General features: G+C 50.6%; 12 protein-coding genes. 6 read left to right on the top strand and 6 right to left on the bottom strand.

The genetic code is table 11. The features are described from left to right. Positions 1 to 241: 241 nt before the first annotated feature. From OCV62_RS15425 to OCV62_RS15410, 4 genes are read right to left on the bottom strand one after another with little or no spacing between them, the layout of a single operon-like run. Positions 242 to 1,051: a metal ABC transporter permease gene (locus OCV62_RS15425; protein ID WP_262587800.1), complete on the bottom strand. Its 810-nt coding sequence runs from the start codon at positions 1,049 to 1,051 to the stop codon at positions 242 to 244. Further along, positions 1,048 to 1,773 (bottom strand): metal ABC transporter ATP-binding protein, encoded by a 726-nt coding sequence (locus tag OCV62_RS15420; RefSeq protein ID WP_262587799.1) that lies wholly within the window; start codon positions 1,771 to 1,773, stop codon positions 1,048 to 1,050. The genes OCV62_RS15425 and OCV62_RS15420 overlap by 4 nt, the downstream gene beginning before the upstream one ends. Before the next feature lie 11 nt (positions 1,774 to 1,784). Next, positions 1,785 to 2,855 carry a metal ABC transporter substrate-binding protein gene (locus OCV62_RS15415; RefSeq protein ID WP_262587823.1) on the bottom strand — a complete coding sequence of 357 codons (1,071 nt, stop codon included), beginning with the start codon at positions 2,853 to 2,855 and terminating at the stop codon, positions 1,785 to 1,787. Next, positions 2,848 to 3,300 carry a Fur family transcriptional regulator gene (locus OCV62_RS15410; protein WP_021916289.1) on the bottom strand — a complete coding sequence of 151 codons (453 nt, stop codon included), beginning with the start codon at positions 3,298 to 3,300 and terminating at the stop codon, positions 2,848 to 2,850. Before OCV62_RS15410 ends, OCV62_RS15415 begins: the two co-directional genes overlap by 8 nt. A 335-nt stretch (positions 3,301 to 3,635) precedes the next feature. Between OCV62_RS15410 and OCV62_RS15405 the strand changes: the two genes are divergently transcribed. After that, complete coding sequence (locus OCV62_RS15405) at positions 3,636 to 5,441, top strand: hypothetical protein (RefSeq protein WP_262587797.1); 1,806 nt, start codon at positions 3,636 to 3,638, stop codon at positions 5,439 to 5,441. Positions 5,442 to 5,647: 206 nt separating this feature from the next. Here OCV62_RS15405 and OCV62_RS15400 read toward each other — a convergent pair whose 3' ends face one another. Continuing rightward, on the bottom strand, positions 5,648 to 8,797 hold the full coding sequence (locus tag OCV62_RS15400; RefSeq protein ID WP_262587795.1) for an alpha-mannosidase: 3,150 nt from the start codon (positions 8,795 to 8,797) through the stop codon (positions 5,648 to 5,650). Positions 8,798 to 9,020: 223 nt separating this feature from the next. Between OCV62_RS15400 and OCV62_RS15395 the strand changes: the two genes are divergently transcribed. Beyond that, positions 9,021 to 10,652, top strand: a complete 1,632-nt coding sequence (locus OCV62_RS15395) for a helix-turn-helix domain-containing protein (protein WP_262587793.1) — start codon at positions 9,021 to 9,023, stop codon at positions 10,650 to 10,652. Between the two features lie 22 nt (positions 10,653 to 10,674). On the opposite strand, the gene OCV62_RS15390 is transcribed toward OCV62_RS15395, so the two are convergent. Further along, the gene (locus OCV62_RS15390) at positions 10,675 to 12,081 is read right to left on the bottom strand and encodes an ATP-binding protein (protein ID WP_262587791.1); all 1,407 of its coding nucleotides are present in this window, start codon (positions 12,079 to 12,081) and stop codon (positions 10,675 to 10,677) included. A 334-nt stretch (positions 12,082 to 12,415) separates the two neighbouring features. Between OCV62_RS15390 and OCV62_RS15385 the strand changes: the two genes are divergently transcribed. From OCV62_RS15385 to OCV62_RS15370, 4 genes are all read left to right on the top strand, one after another. Continuing rightward, the gene (locus OCV62_RS15385; RefSeq protein ID WP_262587789.1) at positions 12,416 to 12,967 is read left to right on the top strand and encodes an FHA domain-containing protein; all 552 of its coding nucleotides are present in this window, start codon (positions 12,416 to 12,418) and stop codon (positions 12,965 to 12,967) included. Between the two features lie 3 nt (positions 12,968 to 12,970). Then, on the top strand, positions 12,971 to 13,819 hold the full coding sequence (locus OCV62_RS15380; RefSeq protein WP_262587787.1) for a PP2C family protein-serine/threonine phosphatase: 849 nt from the start codon (positions 12,971 to 12,973) through the stop codon (positions 13,817 to 13,819). Further along, positions 13,816 to 15,165, top strand: a complete 1,350-nt coding sequence (locus tag OCV62_RS15375) for a trypsin-like peptidase domain-containing protein (protein ID WP_262587786.1) — start codon at positions 13,816 to 13,818, stop codon at positions 15,163 to 15,165. Before OCV62_RS15380 ends, OCV62_RS15375 begins: the two co-directional genes overlap by 4 nt. A 62-nt stretch (positions 15,166 to 15,227) precedes the next feature. Further along, entirely contained in the window at positions 15,228 to 15,620 is a 393-nt protein-coding gene (locus tag OCV62_RS15370; protein WP_262587784.1) for a hypothetical protein, read from the top strand. Positions 15,621 to 15,665: the final 45 nt, after the last annotated feature.

The raw sequence follows: 15,665 nt of genomic DNA, 5'->3' as shown, positions 1-15,665 counted from the left end.
GTACGGCATAGCTTTCTTTTGTTAGTCATCATTGACTGCAAACATGGTAGCACGCTTTTTTTCCTGTGTCAATTCGTGTCTTACAGTTCACTCGAATTTTCCTGCAAGCAGATTTTCATGCTCGCATGGAAAATTGCTTGCAGGAAGGTTCGAAGAGAGCGCCATTCCATGAGCAAAAACGAGCTGCGAAGCAGCGGAAAGCATCGAAGATGCGATTTTGCGAATGGCGCGGGTGAACTGTTCACTCCTGCTTTCCGAACACAATCCGTTTCCCGATAAAAATGATCAGAAGTGCTGCAACGCCCACCAAAACGATTGTGCCGCCCGGCTTTAAGCCCAGATAAAACGCCGCAAACAGCCCGATAATCATGAACAGCACGTTCAAACCGACAGCGTACCATACAGTCTGTTTAAAGTTCTTTCCCAGCTGCATCGCACAAGCTACCGGAACGACCATCATCGACGATACCATCAACGCGCCTACTGTCCGTGCTGCAACCGAAACCGTCACTGCAATCATAATCGTGAAGATAAAATTGACGATGCCGACCGGCACACCCGCCAACCGCGCGCTTCTTTCATCCAATGAAATATAAAACAGCTCTTTATATAGAAGCAAAAATAACACAAGCACCACAACAGACACCACGATGACTGAAATCATCTCAGCATCACTGATCGCCACAATGCTGCCGAACAGAAAGCTATTGAAGTTTGCCGAATTTTTCACAAAACCGGACAGCACACCCGCCAGACCGATTCCTGCTGACATGATAATGGATATCGACATTTCCGAATAGCGCGGAAGCTTTCTACGGATCGCCTCAATGCCAAAGGACGCTGCCACACAGGCTGCTGCTGCGCCCGCCACCGGATTGACACCCAACAAAAGTCCTGCTGCGACGCCGGCGAGCGACGTATGGGAAAGTGCATCGCCGATCATGGAAAGACGTTTGCAGACAACGACCATTCCGACGCAGGGCACAACCGCCGCCAGCAAAATTCCGACAACAAACGCCCGCTGCATAAACAGATACTCAAAAATTCTCATGCCTGCCCGTCTCCTTTCCCAGCTTCCTGTTTTACCTTTCCGTCCTCCAGCACCCAGATATCATCTGCATAGGACGATGCACGTTTGAGGTCATGCGTCACCATCAGGACGGTGATCCTTTTCTCCGCATTGATTTTTTTGAGCAGTCGGTAAAAGTGTGACGCATTTTTTTCATCCAATGCCGACGTCGGCTCATCCAGAATCAGAAGCTTTGGCTCGTTGACCAGGGCGCGTGCCAGGAGCACTCTCTGCTGCTGCCCGCCAGAAAGTCTGCCGATCAAACGGTTCTGGTATTCCTCCATGCCCACCTGCGCCAGCGCAGCTCTTACCTGCTGCCGCTCTTTTTTCCCCGCAAACCGGAACAATCCGATCTGCTTATATAAGTTTGCGCGCACGATTTCTTCCACGGATGCCGGAAAATCCTTCCAGCCACCCATCCCGTTCTGCGGCACATAGCTGATGCTCGACCAGTCCTTAAACTGTCGGATGTCTTGCCCTAAAATCTCAATGCTGCCGTCGCTGCTGCCTTCTTCTTGATCCCCTTTGTGGCTTTCCCCGATCGGGAGCTCTCCTAATAAAAGCCTTAAAAGCGTCGATTTTCCTGCCCCGTTTTCTCCTGCGAGAATCGCCAGCCGCCCTTCTTTCAGGCAAAGGCTGACGCCGTCCAGCACATTTTCCTTTCCATAGGAAAAGTGCAGATTTTTGATTTCTATCGCATTCATATGTCTGCTCCTTACCGCAAAGCTTCTGTCAGCTGCTGCAGATTTTCTTCCATGACGGAAAAATAATCTCCGCCGGTTTCTTCCTGTCTGTCGCTTAGGCCTTCCAGCGGGCTGAGGGTCAAAAGCTTCACGCCGGTTTCCGCCGCTACCGTTTCCGCCGTCCTCGAGCCGGACAGCTCTTCAAAGAAAATCGCACGGACGTTGTTTGCCCGGACAAAATCGATAATATCTGCCATCCGTCCCGGATCGGGTTCGGAATCCGGCGACATGCCCTCGATGCTCACCTGCGTCAGGTTATAACGCCTGCACAGATATCCATACGCCTCATGCGCCACAACGATGTTTCGCTCCGACAGATTTTCCAGTGTCGTCTGATAGGTTTTGTCCAGCTCGTCGAACTGTTTTGCCCATTTCTCATAATTTGCCTGATAGTCTGCGCGATGCTCCGGATCCGCCTCAGAAAACGCTTCGCAGATATTTTGCATTTCCTGTTTTGCGTTCATCGGGTCCAGCCAGACGTGCGGGTCATACTCGCCGTGCTCGTGGGCGTCATGACCGTCCTCTTCGTCCTCATCGGCATGCACAGCCTCGTGGTCATGGCTCTCCTCTTCCTCTGCACTGCGCAGCAGGCTCACTCCCTGCGACGCTTCCACAGAAATCAATTTTTTATTGGAAAGCCCCGCCAGAACGTCTGAAACCCAGTGCTCCATCCCAGCACCGTTATAGATAAAAACGTCCGTCTGCTCCATCCGGGTAATATCCTTTGTGGACGGCTCCCAGTCGTGGGGCTCTGTACCGGACGGCACCATGCAGGTCACCTGGACGTGCTCGCCGCCAATTTTCTGTGCGAAATCGTACATCGTATAAAAACTCGCCATCACCTGCAGCTTGTTGGGATCCACCGGTTCGTCAGAAGCTTCCGTGCCGCAGCCGCCAAACACTGTGGTAAACAGTAAGCACGCGCAGAGCGCCAACGCCACACGACGCAGGATGCCGCTTTCCGATACCCGTGTGCAGCGCAGCTGCGGCATTCTGATGCCGGAAATCACAGCATGCTTCCCGCATTTCTTTTTTCTATTCATCCTCATTTCTGTCCTGCAGTCCTTCCTGTGTTTCCCTGAATTTGCGGCACTCCCGACAGCAGCCGTAAAAGATCAGATGCGAGGAATCCAGCGCAAAGTCATGCTCTTTCAGGATATGTTCGGAAAATCCATGGAGCTTGTTGCATTCCAGAGGAATGATCTTCCCGCACTGCAGGCAAACAAGCCGCCCCGGGCTGCCCGGCCTCAATTCTCCGATATAGCGGTACTGCGCGCCTGCGCCGTCCACTGCCGGAATTTTGATCACGGCGTTCTCCTCTGTGAGACGGTCGAGAGCCCGATAAACCGTCGTCTGTCCAACGTGAATTCCTTCGGCTTTGAGACAGTCCATACACTGTTCCGCCGTCACAAACCGGTCGCTGTGTTTTTCCAGACAATCTCGGATCAGCTCCTGTTGCTTCGTTCTGTATCTGACACGTTCTGCCATTTTTCTCCCCCTGTGAACCACTGCGGCATCCGCGCATACTCCCGCACGGCGATATCCAAAACCGCCGCGGTTCATTTTGAAATTAAAAATCATTTTCAATTTATTATATCGACTTTTTCCATCGTGTCAAGGGAAAAAACTGGGAAATGTCACGAGTAAACCAAACCGTTGTCTGATTTCACTGGTTTTTTTGAGAAAATAACGGCTATTATTCTTTTGAGACTTATAGTATCATTTAATTAGAATGAAACATTGGGCAAAAGGACTAAAACTCTGATACACGGCACACCTTTCGCCCTACATCCAAACAGAACAATTCCAAGGAGACTTTGCCTATGAAAAAGAAAAGAATTTCCGCCTTTTTTCTGACGATCGCTCTTCTTTCCGGCTCTCTTTCATCGACCGCCTATGCTGCCACCTGGTATATGGAAGACGGTGACGTCATCGTGAGCGCTTCTGAGAGCGGGCAGACCGTTTCCCAGAACAACAATACCATAGGAGATAACGATCCGACCTTTACCAATCGGGATTCCGATGTTGCTTCCGACAGCACCATTACGATCACAACCTCCGATGACGCGACAGCGAACATCACGATTGAGGACATCAACCTGAAGCATTCCCAGGAATCTGCCATTGATGTCAAAGGCGACTCCAAGGCAGACATCACGGTTCGCGGTACGAATACGATTAACCGCAAAGACGAATCCTCCCCGTCCATGATCCATGTCAGCGATGGTGATCTCACCCTGCGCGGCGACGGTTCCCTCACGCTATCCGGCTGGACCGATGGCGCTAAAATCGGCTCCAATGGATACAGCAGCGACACCGGACAGGGAGAAGAAGATTTTACCGGTTCTATCCACATCACCGATGATGTAACAATCTCCGCAACAAGAGAATACTATAATCCTTCCGATACCGGCTCTGCAGCTATCGGTTCCGGCGAAAAAGGCAATTTTACCGGCACGATTACCATTGATGGAAATGCAAAAGTCAACGCAGATGCCACCTGGTGTGGTCCCGGCATCGGCTGCGGAGAAAAAGGAGATTATAACGGGGATATTATCATCGGCGGCAATGCTGAGGTTACTGCCTCCGGAGGTTCCGCATCCGCCGGAATCGGCAGTGGATGGGACAGCACCTTTTCCGGCGGAACAATCACAATAAAGGATAATTCCAAAGTTACCGCAATCGGCTCCAACGGTTTTTCCCAGAACACGTCCTGCAGCAATCCTGCCATCGGTGCTTCTGAAAAAGCCAATCCGGATTATAACCCTGCCAAAGCCCCGATGAACGGAACCATTACCATAACAGATAACGCCCAGGTAAAAATCGGCAGTGACACCAAATTCGGCACTTCCAGAACTCCCCTGATCGGTGAAGCTTCTTCTGAACCGACCGGAACCGGTAAAATCGAAATTTCCGGCAACGCGGCTGTCTCCAATATCGACGGTTCTTCCGATATCGCCATTGGCGGCGGTACAGCTTCCAGCACAATCGATATTTCTATTGGAGCAAATACAAATATCAACGGAACAAAAGGCTCGGATATTCTCGATGGCAAAAGCAGTAATGTAAAGCTCAATACGGTAAAAACGCCGACCCTTGTGCCGGAATCTGCTCCGGCAGTTGAGCCTGTTGCTTCTGTTTCCAACGGTTTCAGACAGACCGAAAGCTCTGCTGTCTCTACAGAAAGCTTTTGTCATTCGGTTACCCTCTCTCTTCCGTCCGCAGGATTGTCGAACTTCTCTTTCTGCCCGGCATGCGGTAAAAAAGACGGCAAAGATTTCCTGTCGCCGGTTTCCGATGTTTCCGCACAGGCTGTAACCGGAACGCTTCCTGCCGGATCGCCGGTTCTCTGCATCGGCACGCTTGACAACGGTGTAGGCATTATGTCCGCAGCAGTGATCAAACATCACCGGGCAGTACAGCCGACCGGCATCGTGCGCTTTACCGTTCCGGCTTCCCTGCTTGCAGGACACCGTCTGGTTGCGCTTCACACTGACGGCACGCAGTCAGAGATTGTAATGACGCCCGACAATGCGCAGACTTTGAGTTTCGAAGTCAATTATGCTGCAAACGGCAGCGACAGCGCCTTCCCGGTTCGCATGATTCTCCTGCTGTCGGAAGCTTCTTAATCTGCCAATACCTTTTGGACAGTCGGGCGCTGGCTCCCCCACCTTTTCCAGCGCCCGTTTTTCCCCTCATATCGCAGAGGCGAAGCATTTTTCATCAAGATGCTTCGTCTCCCATAACAAACATACCGCCCGGCAACGCTTCTTACAAAAGCTGCCGGGCGGTATGTTCTTATTCATGACAATAGAATGCTCGCAGAGCGTGCATTCTATTGTTTCATCAATACACAAATCGTCTTGATTTCAAATGGCTTAAATTCCAGTGCAATTTCCTTTTCATCCGGAAGCGTTTCGATTTCCTCTTCCAGCAGATTCGTCAGCATGATTTTTTTGCCGGTTTCCGTCAGATGAAGCTTTGTCCGCACGGAGGTTCCTTCTGCTTCATAGAGACGCAGCCCATAGCCGTTTCCATCCTCCATCGGCTTGATCGCCTCCACGATAACATTCGGTGCATCCACGACCACAAAGGATCCCTGTTCTTTTCTGCCGGTCATAACAACCGGAGCAATGTTCAGCTCGTAAGCGGGCTGTACGACTGCTTCTGCGCCAAAGCCGCCGTTATGCGGAAGCAAGGCATAAGTGCATTCATGAATTCCTTTATCGCCTCTGTAGTCCGGACGGCAGCCGCCTTTGTGCAGCGACAGCCAGATACGCCCATTTTCCACGCTGACGCCATATTTGCAATCGTTCAAAACTGCAATGCCGTATCCAGGTTCAGAAAGGTCTGTATATTTATGATTGGAAACCTCGAACTTCGCCTTTTCCCAGGACGTGTTGCGGTAAGTTGCACGCTCGATATACCCAAACTGAACTTCATGTTTCGCAAAACGACTCTGAACCGAGGTATCGAACGCTGTCTTTAAGAAGCGGTGGTCGTCCTGCCAGTTCATCACCGTCTCAAAAACGATCCTTCTATCCTTACTGTAAAATACCATATCCTGCTGCAGGCTGCTGTTTTTCGTCAGCTGATATTCGCTCCGGATCCGCAGTTCAACCGCTCCGCAGGAAATGACCTCACGGTTCAAAAGCTTCGCACAATCTCTCCACTTGTCTGCAATGTCCGCGTCCAGATCCCAGTTATCCCAGGAATCCGGCACATCCTCTGCCACAAGGAACGTATTGAGTGCATAGCCCTCTCCCTTTAGCTGTCTGCCGTTTTCACGGTCGATCAGGGATGAAATGTAACCTCTTTCATCAAAGATCACATCGTAGTAAGGCGTCTGCAGATGATCGCCGTCCAGGACAAACGCAGCTGCCGCCTCACAGCCAGCGTTTTCAACAGGCGCTCCACCCACCAGCGCTACGCTGCGGCTGCCAAATGCCGGAACGTTCAGTCCATCTACCGCGAGGTAGTCCTGCCCATCCAGCCTTTCAACGATCTGCTGTCCGTATGTGCTGTCGATGTGGCTGTCTTTTTCAATCGGCAGATAAACCGTGTCTTTCCGGTCGAAGGAAAGGGTATTGTAAATCGTCCGAAATGCATGATCTGCGCCATCTGCCGCGCTGTTTTCCTCTGCCATGTCTGCAAGCAGTTCTTTTGTCTGCTTTATCGCTTCCTCGATCACATGCCCAGTCTGTGCCAGCGATTCATCGTGCACACGCGGAATACAGGTTCCGGGCAGGATGTCATGGAACTGGTTCAGCAAAAGAAGCTCGGTCAGAGGTGCAATCGCTTCCCCGCTGATCGTTTTGCCCGACTGCAATGCAGAAAGGACGGTCATATATTCCAGATTTCGAAGGGCAATCTCCGCTTTCCGGTTATTTCTCTTGATCTGGTGCTGATTGGTCAGCGTGCCGCGGTGCAGCTCGAGATACAACTCCCCTGCATAAACGGAAGGACGGAAGCTCTCTTTTTCCAGCTTCTGCATGAAATCACCGACACGGATATGCTCCGTTCTGGGCAGCCCCTCTACATCCTTTAATCGATTTGCAATTTCCACCATTTCAAATTCCGGACCGCCTCCGCCATCTCCGAAGCCATAGGAAAGCAGTCTGCTGTCTGTCACAGTTTTATCCTTGATGCCATAGCCCCTGCAGCCATTGACGCATTCCAGAAGCTGCTGTGCATCCGGCCAGATGTGGGTACGGTTCGTATGGGTAAACACCCTCGTACCGTCAATTCCCTCCCAATAAAATGTATCATACGAAAACTCGTTCGTATCGCCCCATGCCATCTTTGTTGTCAGGAAATAATCCACGCCGCTGCCCTTCATGATCTGCGGCAGGGCTGCGCTGTAGCCGAAGGTATCCGGCAGCCAGAAGCAGTTGGAACGATAGCCGAATCTGCTCATCGTATAGCGCTGTCCCCATAAGAACTGGCGCACCATAAATTCACCGCCGGGAATATTGCAGTCGCACTCTACCCAAACACCGCCGTTGGGCTCGTATCTTCCCTCTGCGATCCTTTTTTTCATCCCCTCAAAAATTGCCGGATAATACTGTTCCATCCAGGAAGTGTGCACCGCAGAGCTCTGGATAAATTTGTAATCCGGGTACTGATCCATTAAAGCCAGCTGATTTGCATAGGTTCTCGCGCACTTTTCCACCGTTTCATCCAGATGCCATAACCAGGCGGTATCCATATGGGAATGACCGATCAGACCTGCAAAGCCTGCATGCGGTCCGTTGTGATCGGAAAGAACCTCCTGTAAAACAGCGTCCGCTTTCTGGGCTTTTTCGTGCCATTCGACAGGATCTGCCAGATCGATATCGTAGTCAATCATTTCGTGTACCTTTAACAGTGCGCGGACTGCGTCCCCTCTGCGGAACTGCTCTTTGGAAAGGAATTCTGCCATCTGGTTTACGATGTGGAGATCGTAGAAAAGGTTACAGATAATCTCGTCCTTCACACAGATGTCCACCTGATCGTACGCAATCTCAAACACATTCTCGCTTTCCTCAAACGGCTGCGTCCCCCGCACGTAATGATGCGAATAATATTCCAGCGCGATTTCCAGCCGCTCCCCTGCCACCTTTCCCTTTGTCAGCAGGTCGCAGTAATGATATCCGTAGCTGTTCTGAATTACCTTAGCAGTGAAGTTCCCATAGGGCTTTTTGTCAACCCAGAGCATTCCCTCATAGCCCTTGATCTTCGGAAAAATAAAAAGTGTCTGTCCTGCCAGCTTTTCCGGTATGGTGTAATCGCCCAGAAACCAGCAATACAATCCCTCCTCCAGCCACTTTCGTCCCCTTTCACACGGACCAAACAGCGCCCGATCCGGCACCTCATGCACCGGCTTCTTCGTTGTCCAGACGCTCATTTCCACCTGGTCCACCGGAATAAACATCCGATCATGCAGCATTTTTTCCAGACGTTTTAATTTCCGGAAGGTTTTCTCCATTTGTGTCTCTTCATACATACCTTTTACTCTCCCCTTTAAAATTTATGATGTTGTTTTTTGTTCCCTCTCTCATTACTCCTTTTCTTGCTTCTCTGCGGCGAAGCGATTGCACTGTTTTTTCAAATTTTATATAATGAATTATGCAACGAAAAAGAAGTCCGATTCAAGGTTTACAGCATTTCCCCTTTTAAAGAGCTGTCAACCGACACTCGTGAACGATACGAATGGAGCTTTCCCCTTTATGAAACAGGAACTTACAAAACCTTCATCCCTCCGCGCCATTTCCATGCTGGCGGTTTTTACATTTCTCTTTTTGAGCACAGAATATTTCTATGTCAACCAGATCGCTCAGAACGCCTCCAGCGCCCGGACGGTAAACGTCCAGAATTATGCGCTCGGTATCAGCGCGGTCGGCTTTTGCCTCTATCCGCTGCTGTTTCGGTTTTTTCGCGATCGTCTGCGCAGCGCTGTGTTTTTCACGCTTACAATGCTGGCAATCGTCTGCTTTGTAATCCTTGGCAGTCCTGTTCCGCCCGGTCTTCTGACTGCCGTCGGAATGCTTCTGTTTCTGGTTCTCGGCATCCTCGGCAGTGCAGTGCATTACCATTTTCTTTGTGAAATTTCTGACAAAAAATATTTCGCACGCATGGTTGGCATTTCCTATGGGTTTGCTATCCTGCTGCAATTTCTAAACAACAGTCTGATTTCTTCTGCCCTGGCAGAACAGCTGCTGCTTTGCGCCGCGTTACTTTTTATCGTATTTTTCCTGTTCCGGTTTCAGCACCGGGAGGCAAGCCGCAGCTCCCAGATGCCGGACACTGCAAATTCCAGCCCTCAGGTGTCCGATGTGACAAATCCCTGTCCACATATGTCAGACACGTCAGCTTGCGTCTCTTCCGGCAGCACCGACCCACAGCATAAGCTCCCTGCTCCATCTGCCTCCGGTGCCCTGCCGCAGCTCGTTTTGCTGATCTTTCTCGTCATTTTTATGACCTGTATTTTCAGTACACTGGACAACACCGTTACACTGGGACACGCAGACGGAACCATGGATATCGGTCAGTGGCCTCGTATCCTGCTCGCCTGCAGCGGACTTGCTGCCGGATTTTTGTTTGACCTCCATAACAGACGTTTCATGAATCTCATCATGTACTGCATTATGATGCTTTCCACGCTCAGCGTCGCAATCCTGCAGCTTGGCGGTTCTTTCCTGATCGGACTGATCGTCTTTTACCTGTCCTCCGGATTTTTCGTCGTATTCTTTACGACCTCTTTTCTGGCGCTGTCCGAAGATACCCGCTGCCCGCGCCTCTGGGCAGGAATGGGGCGTGCTGTCAACAATGCGGGCGCTGCCCTGGTCTCAAACCTGTCTCTCTCCCTGATCGCATCGAACAGCAGCATCACGCTGATTATCACGGCTCTTGTCCTGTTCGCAACGGTAAGCATTTTGATCGCAGCCTATAGCATGTTAAATGCGCCGGGCGTACAGACTGAGACAGGCGGCACTATGACTCACAAAATGCAGGCAACTTGCGAAGCGAACGCGATCCATAACACAAAGGCCGCCCTCGGCAACGATTCGTCCGCCTCTACGGTTTCGGACATTTCCTCCGATCCGGATTATCCACAGAACACTCCCAATGCAGACCCGTTTTCCACATTTTCCACGGCATTTTCTCTGACTGACCGGGAACAGTCTGTTTTTGACCAACTCGTCAACACAGAAAAGAGCATCCAGGAAATCGCCGACAGCCTTTTCATCTCCCGAAGAACCTGTCAGCGCTATATCACATCCATTTATGAAAAGGTCGGTGCAAAATCCCGGATGGGACTGTACCAGTCCTACATCGAATGGCAGCGCAAAAACCTGTAACCGGAGCTGAAATTATATTTCCCTAAGTCTCAGGAACCAGCTCTTTTAAAATATCCGAATACGTCACAAGCCGGACATTGCCAAGATGTTCGGCTTTTTCTATGCAGCCCTGGGTGAAACCGGTCTTGGCAAACAGATAAAGGAAGGTCTGATCATAATGAAACAAATGGCTACGCTCAACAAGCGTATCCAACACACCAACATCCACTTTTTCATTCGTCCATTTGCATTCTCCAAACAAAGCTGCCTGCCGATCCTGCTCTGCCATAATGTCGATCTCCGTCTGGCTTCTGGTACGCGGATCTGTTCCCCACCAACGTCCCAGCTCCGAAAAATCAACCGGGCTTTTTCCTTTCAGCAGCAATGCCCAGAGATACTGCGAACAGATATCCTCAAAAATATGTCCCATATAATCTGACAAGTGCGGCTCAATCCGCCTGTAAGCCAGTTCCACCGCGCCACGGGCGATGATCGAATTATTTTCCGGAACAAAACGATACCAGAACCGAAACATATTATCCTCGATCGAATAAATTGTTTTGCGCGTCGTTTTTTCTCCATAAGGAACTTCCTTACGAATAATACCAAGTGCAATCAGATTTTTCACATAGGTCGAACAAACATTGGAATCTTCCCCTACTTTCGTCGAAATCTCAGCCATCCGGGATGCCCCTGTTGCTATCGCTGTAATAATTGCATTGTAAATAGCAGGTTCCCGTACCTCCTGCTTCAGCAGACTGGAGGGTTCTTCATAAATTGCGGAGTTCGGATTTAAAAAGGTATTTTTAATATTTTCCTCCACACTCTGATGATCATTCATCTGTAAAAGGTACTGTGGCGTACCTCCTGCAACTCCATACATCAAGGCTTTTTCTTCCGGGCTGAAATACTGGCAATAACGACAGGTTTCCGCAAAATCAAACGGCTGTATTTTCATCTGGGCAGTGCGCCGTCCGTACAGGGGGGCTTTATATGCCAAAACCTGATCCTCCATATAGGACATCGAGGATCCGCAGAGAATCAACATCAGTTTTGAAGCTTCTTTATATTTATCAATCAACAACTGTAATGTGGAAGCAAGGCTTTTGGAAGCGCGCGCCACATACGGATATTCATCGATTGCCAGAATGACCCGTTTCTTTTCTGCCAGTCGGAACACGTATTCCAGTGCCGCCTGAAAAGAAAGAAAAGACGTCTCAGCCTCTATCCCGCTGCTGTATTCCATAATACTTTTGCTCAAGTTTTCAAGATTTTGTTTTTCACTGCTTTCAACACCCATAAAATAAATCGCATCTTTATCCTGAATAAAACGACTGATCAAAGCAGTTTTTCCCACACGCCGTCTGCCGTAAATAACAGCGAACTCAAAATGATCCGAATAAAACAGCCGCTCCAGCGTCTGCAGCTCTCTTTCCCGTCCGATAAACATTCTGCCGTACCTCCTGTTTCTTTCATCATAGTATCGAATTACGGTTTAGTCAATTACGATTTACTAAAGTATGATTCGATAAATTGCATTTTTCTCAAATTACCGACTCAAATCGATTCCTAATCCACACTTCTCCCTATTTTCCCCCTGGCGCACCAGCGCCAACCCGCATTTTTCGCCGTTTTGGCGCGCATACGGCATACCCGGACAACCGTCCGATGCGTAGACTGAAGGTAACGAAAGAAACTGCAAAACGGAAAATGCCCGCCTGACGCAAACCGCAGCGCAGCGTTCCATGCAGTCGCATTTTCCTTCAGAAAACAAGGAGGACTCTATGAAGCAGTGTGATAATGGTCATTTCTATGATGAAGCAAGATTTGAGAGCTGTCCGTATTGCAAGGAGAATACAGGGATCGGAAAGACGATGGCTGCAACGGATATCGGCAAGACAGTGGCTGCCTTTCCGGGCAATCCTGCAGCAGCTGCTGCGACAGCCTTCGACAGCGGCAAAACAGTCGCTGTGATGAAAAAGAAAATCGGTATTGATCCGGCAGTCGGCTTTTTGATCTGCATCGAAGGTCCACACCGCGGAACGGATTTCCGTCTCGTTTCAGGAAGAAACTTTATCGGCCGGGCTGCCGCGATGGATGTTTCCCTGCCAGACGATGATACCGTATCCCGTGAAAGCCATGCACTGGTCACTTACGATGCCAAACACAATGCCTTTTCCCTTTCGCCCGGGCAGGGACGCGGCATTACCTACTGCAACGATGAACAGGTCGAAATGGTTCATCCACTCAAAGCATACGACATCATCGAGGTCGGGAAAAGCCGACTGCTTTTCCTGCCTCTTTGCAGCCAACAGTTTCAGTGGAGCGAGGAATAGCCCATGTTCTTTTTTAAAAGGCGAAAAAAAGTACAGACTCAGCAGCAGCCATCCGAACCAGCACCGGAGTCGCTTTGCGTTACCACCGTTCTGACCCCGGAAAAAACTTCCATTCTGGAAATTGCAAACCTGCAGGGGCTCGGACAGCGTGAACAGCAGCAGGATGCCTTCGGAATCTCTCCGGCAGACCGCTATGAAACAGACGGGATTTTAGCCGTTCTCTGTGACGGCATGGGCGGAATGGCGGAAGGACAACGGATCGCCTGCCAGACGATCGCCTGTCTCCTGAATGCTTTTCCATTTCCGGAACCAGCCGTCACGAGCGTGCCAAAGCTGATTTCCGCATGTACCCAAACTATCTATCAGCAGTTTTACGGCCACGGCGGCTGCACCCTTGTCGCTGCCTGGATTTTGGGAAATCAACTGCACTTCTGGAGCGTCGGAGACAGCGACCTTTTTCTGCTCCGGGAGCATCAGCTCTATGCATTAAACACCCGACAGGAATTTCAAAAGGACCTGCTGCTGCGTTCCTTTCACGGTGCATTTCCCATCGAGGAAGCTTTTTCTGACCCTCAGGCAGGCGCACTTTCCCAATATATCGGGAAGGATGAGGTCACGCTGGACCGCACCCACATTCCACTTTCCCTTTTTCCGGGCGATACCCTGCTGTTATGCTCCGACGGAATCAGTGATCCACTGACCCTGAAACAAATCCGCGAGGCGATGGAGCTTCCGGTTCAGGACTGCTGCAGCGCGCTCGAAACAGCAATCCGAAAAGCCGCACTTCCCACACAGGATAACTATACCGCAATCGTTTTACATTATTACGGGGAAAAGGAGAATACTGAATGAAAACCAAACAACTCTCTTCTAAACAGCTGATCGCCCTTGTGCTAATCCTGATCGGCGCTGTCTCATCCATTTTCGGCATCACAGGGCTGACCAAAAGCTCCTCTGAGGATCCCTATGAATCCAGAAACGGTATCGTCATGGTCTATGCGACAGTCTATGACAACGAAGGAAACAGCGAAGCCGGAATGGGAACCGGCTGGGCCATCGGCACGCCCGGACAGCCGATTCAGTACATCGTGACAAACGGGCATGTCGTCAATAAAGCCTATACCTATCCCCGCTATGATTCCAGTCTTTACGGAGGGGAAATTGATGTCTTTTTTTCCGCAGCGGAAAACGACTATGTAAAAGCCAAGGTCGTCTACTTTTCCCCTCAGGAGGAAAAGGATATCGCCATCCTGCAGCTGCCCTCCCCGACGGATAAACGGACTGCCCTGACGCTGCGCGACTCCGGCGACATCAAGATCGGCGACACCGCCTACGCGCTCGGCTATCCCGGCAATTCCTCCCAGCGTCAGGATTTTGTCACCTACGATATAGACGATATTACAATCACCCGAGGCATCATCAGCAAACGTACAACCACCTCTTTTTCCACCTATGAGGCATTTCAAATGGACGTTTCCATCGCTCCCGGCAACTCCGGCGGTCCTCTGGTCGATGAAAAAGGAAACGTAATCGGTATCAACGTTGCAGGCGCCATTGATCCCAATACCGGGCTGAGCCTTGGCATGAACTATGCCATCATCATCAACGAGCTGACGAAAATCCTGGATGTTGAACGCATTCCCTACACGTTTTCGGGCTCCGGTTTTTCCCTGTTCCACGGTCCCGGCAGTGCTGTGCTGCTCCTACTCGGCATTCTGTTGATCGCAGCGGGCACTTTTTTCTTCTGGAAGGAAAGAAAGGCTGCAGCCAGCGTTACAAATAGCCGCAGCGGCCTGGGCGACGGTCTGGCGAATGGCTCAGCAAGCGGCTTAAACGGTAATCCTGTACACTCCGGTGCGGCAGGCAGCTCCAGTGCTCATGCGATCCTGCGTGGAATGACCGGCAACTACGCAGGGCAGAGCTTCGATCTGCTCAAGGGAAAGGTTACCATCGGCAGAGATCCTGCGTTCTGCAACATCGTTTATGAAAAGAGCACGCCCGGCATCAGCAGCCGCCACTGCCAGCTTTCCTACAATCCGGGGGAAGGCTGCTTCGTCCTGACCGACCTCGGTTCCTCCTATGAAACCTTTCTTGGAAATGGGAAAAAGCTCGCCCCGAACGTCCCCGAAAAGCTCTATGCCGGAGATACGTTCTTCCTCTGCGATCCCTCAAACCGTTTTCTCGTTGCAAAGGAATAAACGAGATTTGTGTCTGCGCGCACTTGACACAAACCCGGCATGCACAAAAAACGTGCGCAGAAATGAGAGAACCTATGACTGCATCTGATACGATTTCTGCCAGAACAGGTCTTTCCTGTGCGGCTCTCCTTGAAACACGGCTGGTCGAGCTCTCCCCCGATACGCTTTCTTTTCCCGAAGCTGCCGTCTTTTACCATCTGATGGCAGATGGTCGGCTGCAAAAAGAGACTTCCCTCCCGGTGCTTTTGCCGGGGGAGGGCAGCCTTGTCTGCTGCGGAGATTTTTATATTGAACCTTTGGAAATCCAGATTGAATTTTCAAAAGCCAACAACGCGACAGACTGGCTCGTAGGGCTGCTGTTTCGCCATACGGAACGCATCCGCAGCATCGATGGGACGCTTTTCGTCCTGACCTGCATCAGCCGTCCCGATGCGATCTCGCCAGCCTTTTCCTAATACACCGGAACATTTTACAACTGTCTATCATCAAAAGCCGCTTTT

This window comes from Gallintestinimicrobium propionicum, assembly GCF_025567525.1.
In the GTDB taxonomy this organism is placed as follows: domain Bacteria; phylum Bacillota; class Clostridia; order Lachnospirales; family Lachnospiraceae; genus Gallintestinimicrobium; species Gallintestinimicrobium propionicum.
This window is presented reverse-complemented; position numbering and strand designations above follow the sequence as displayed.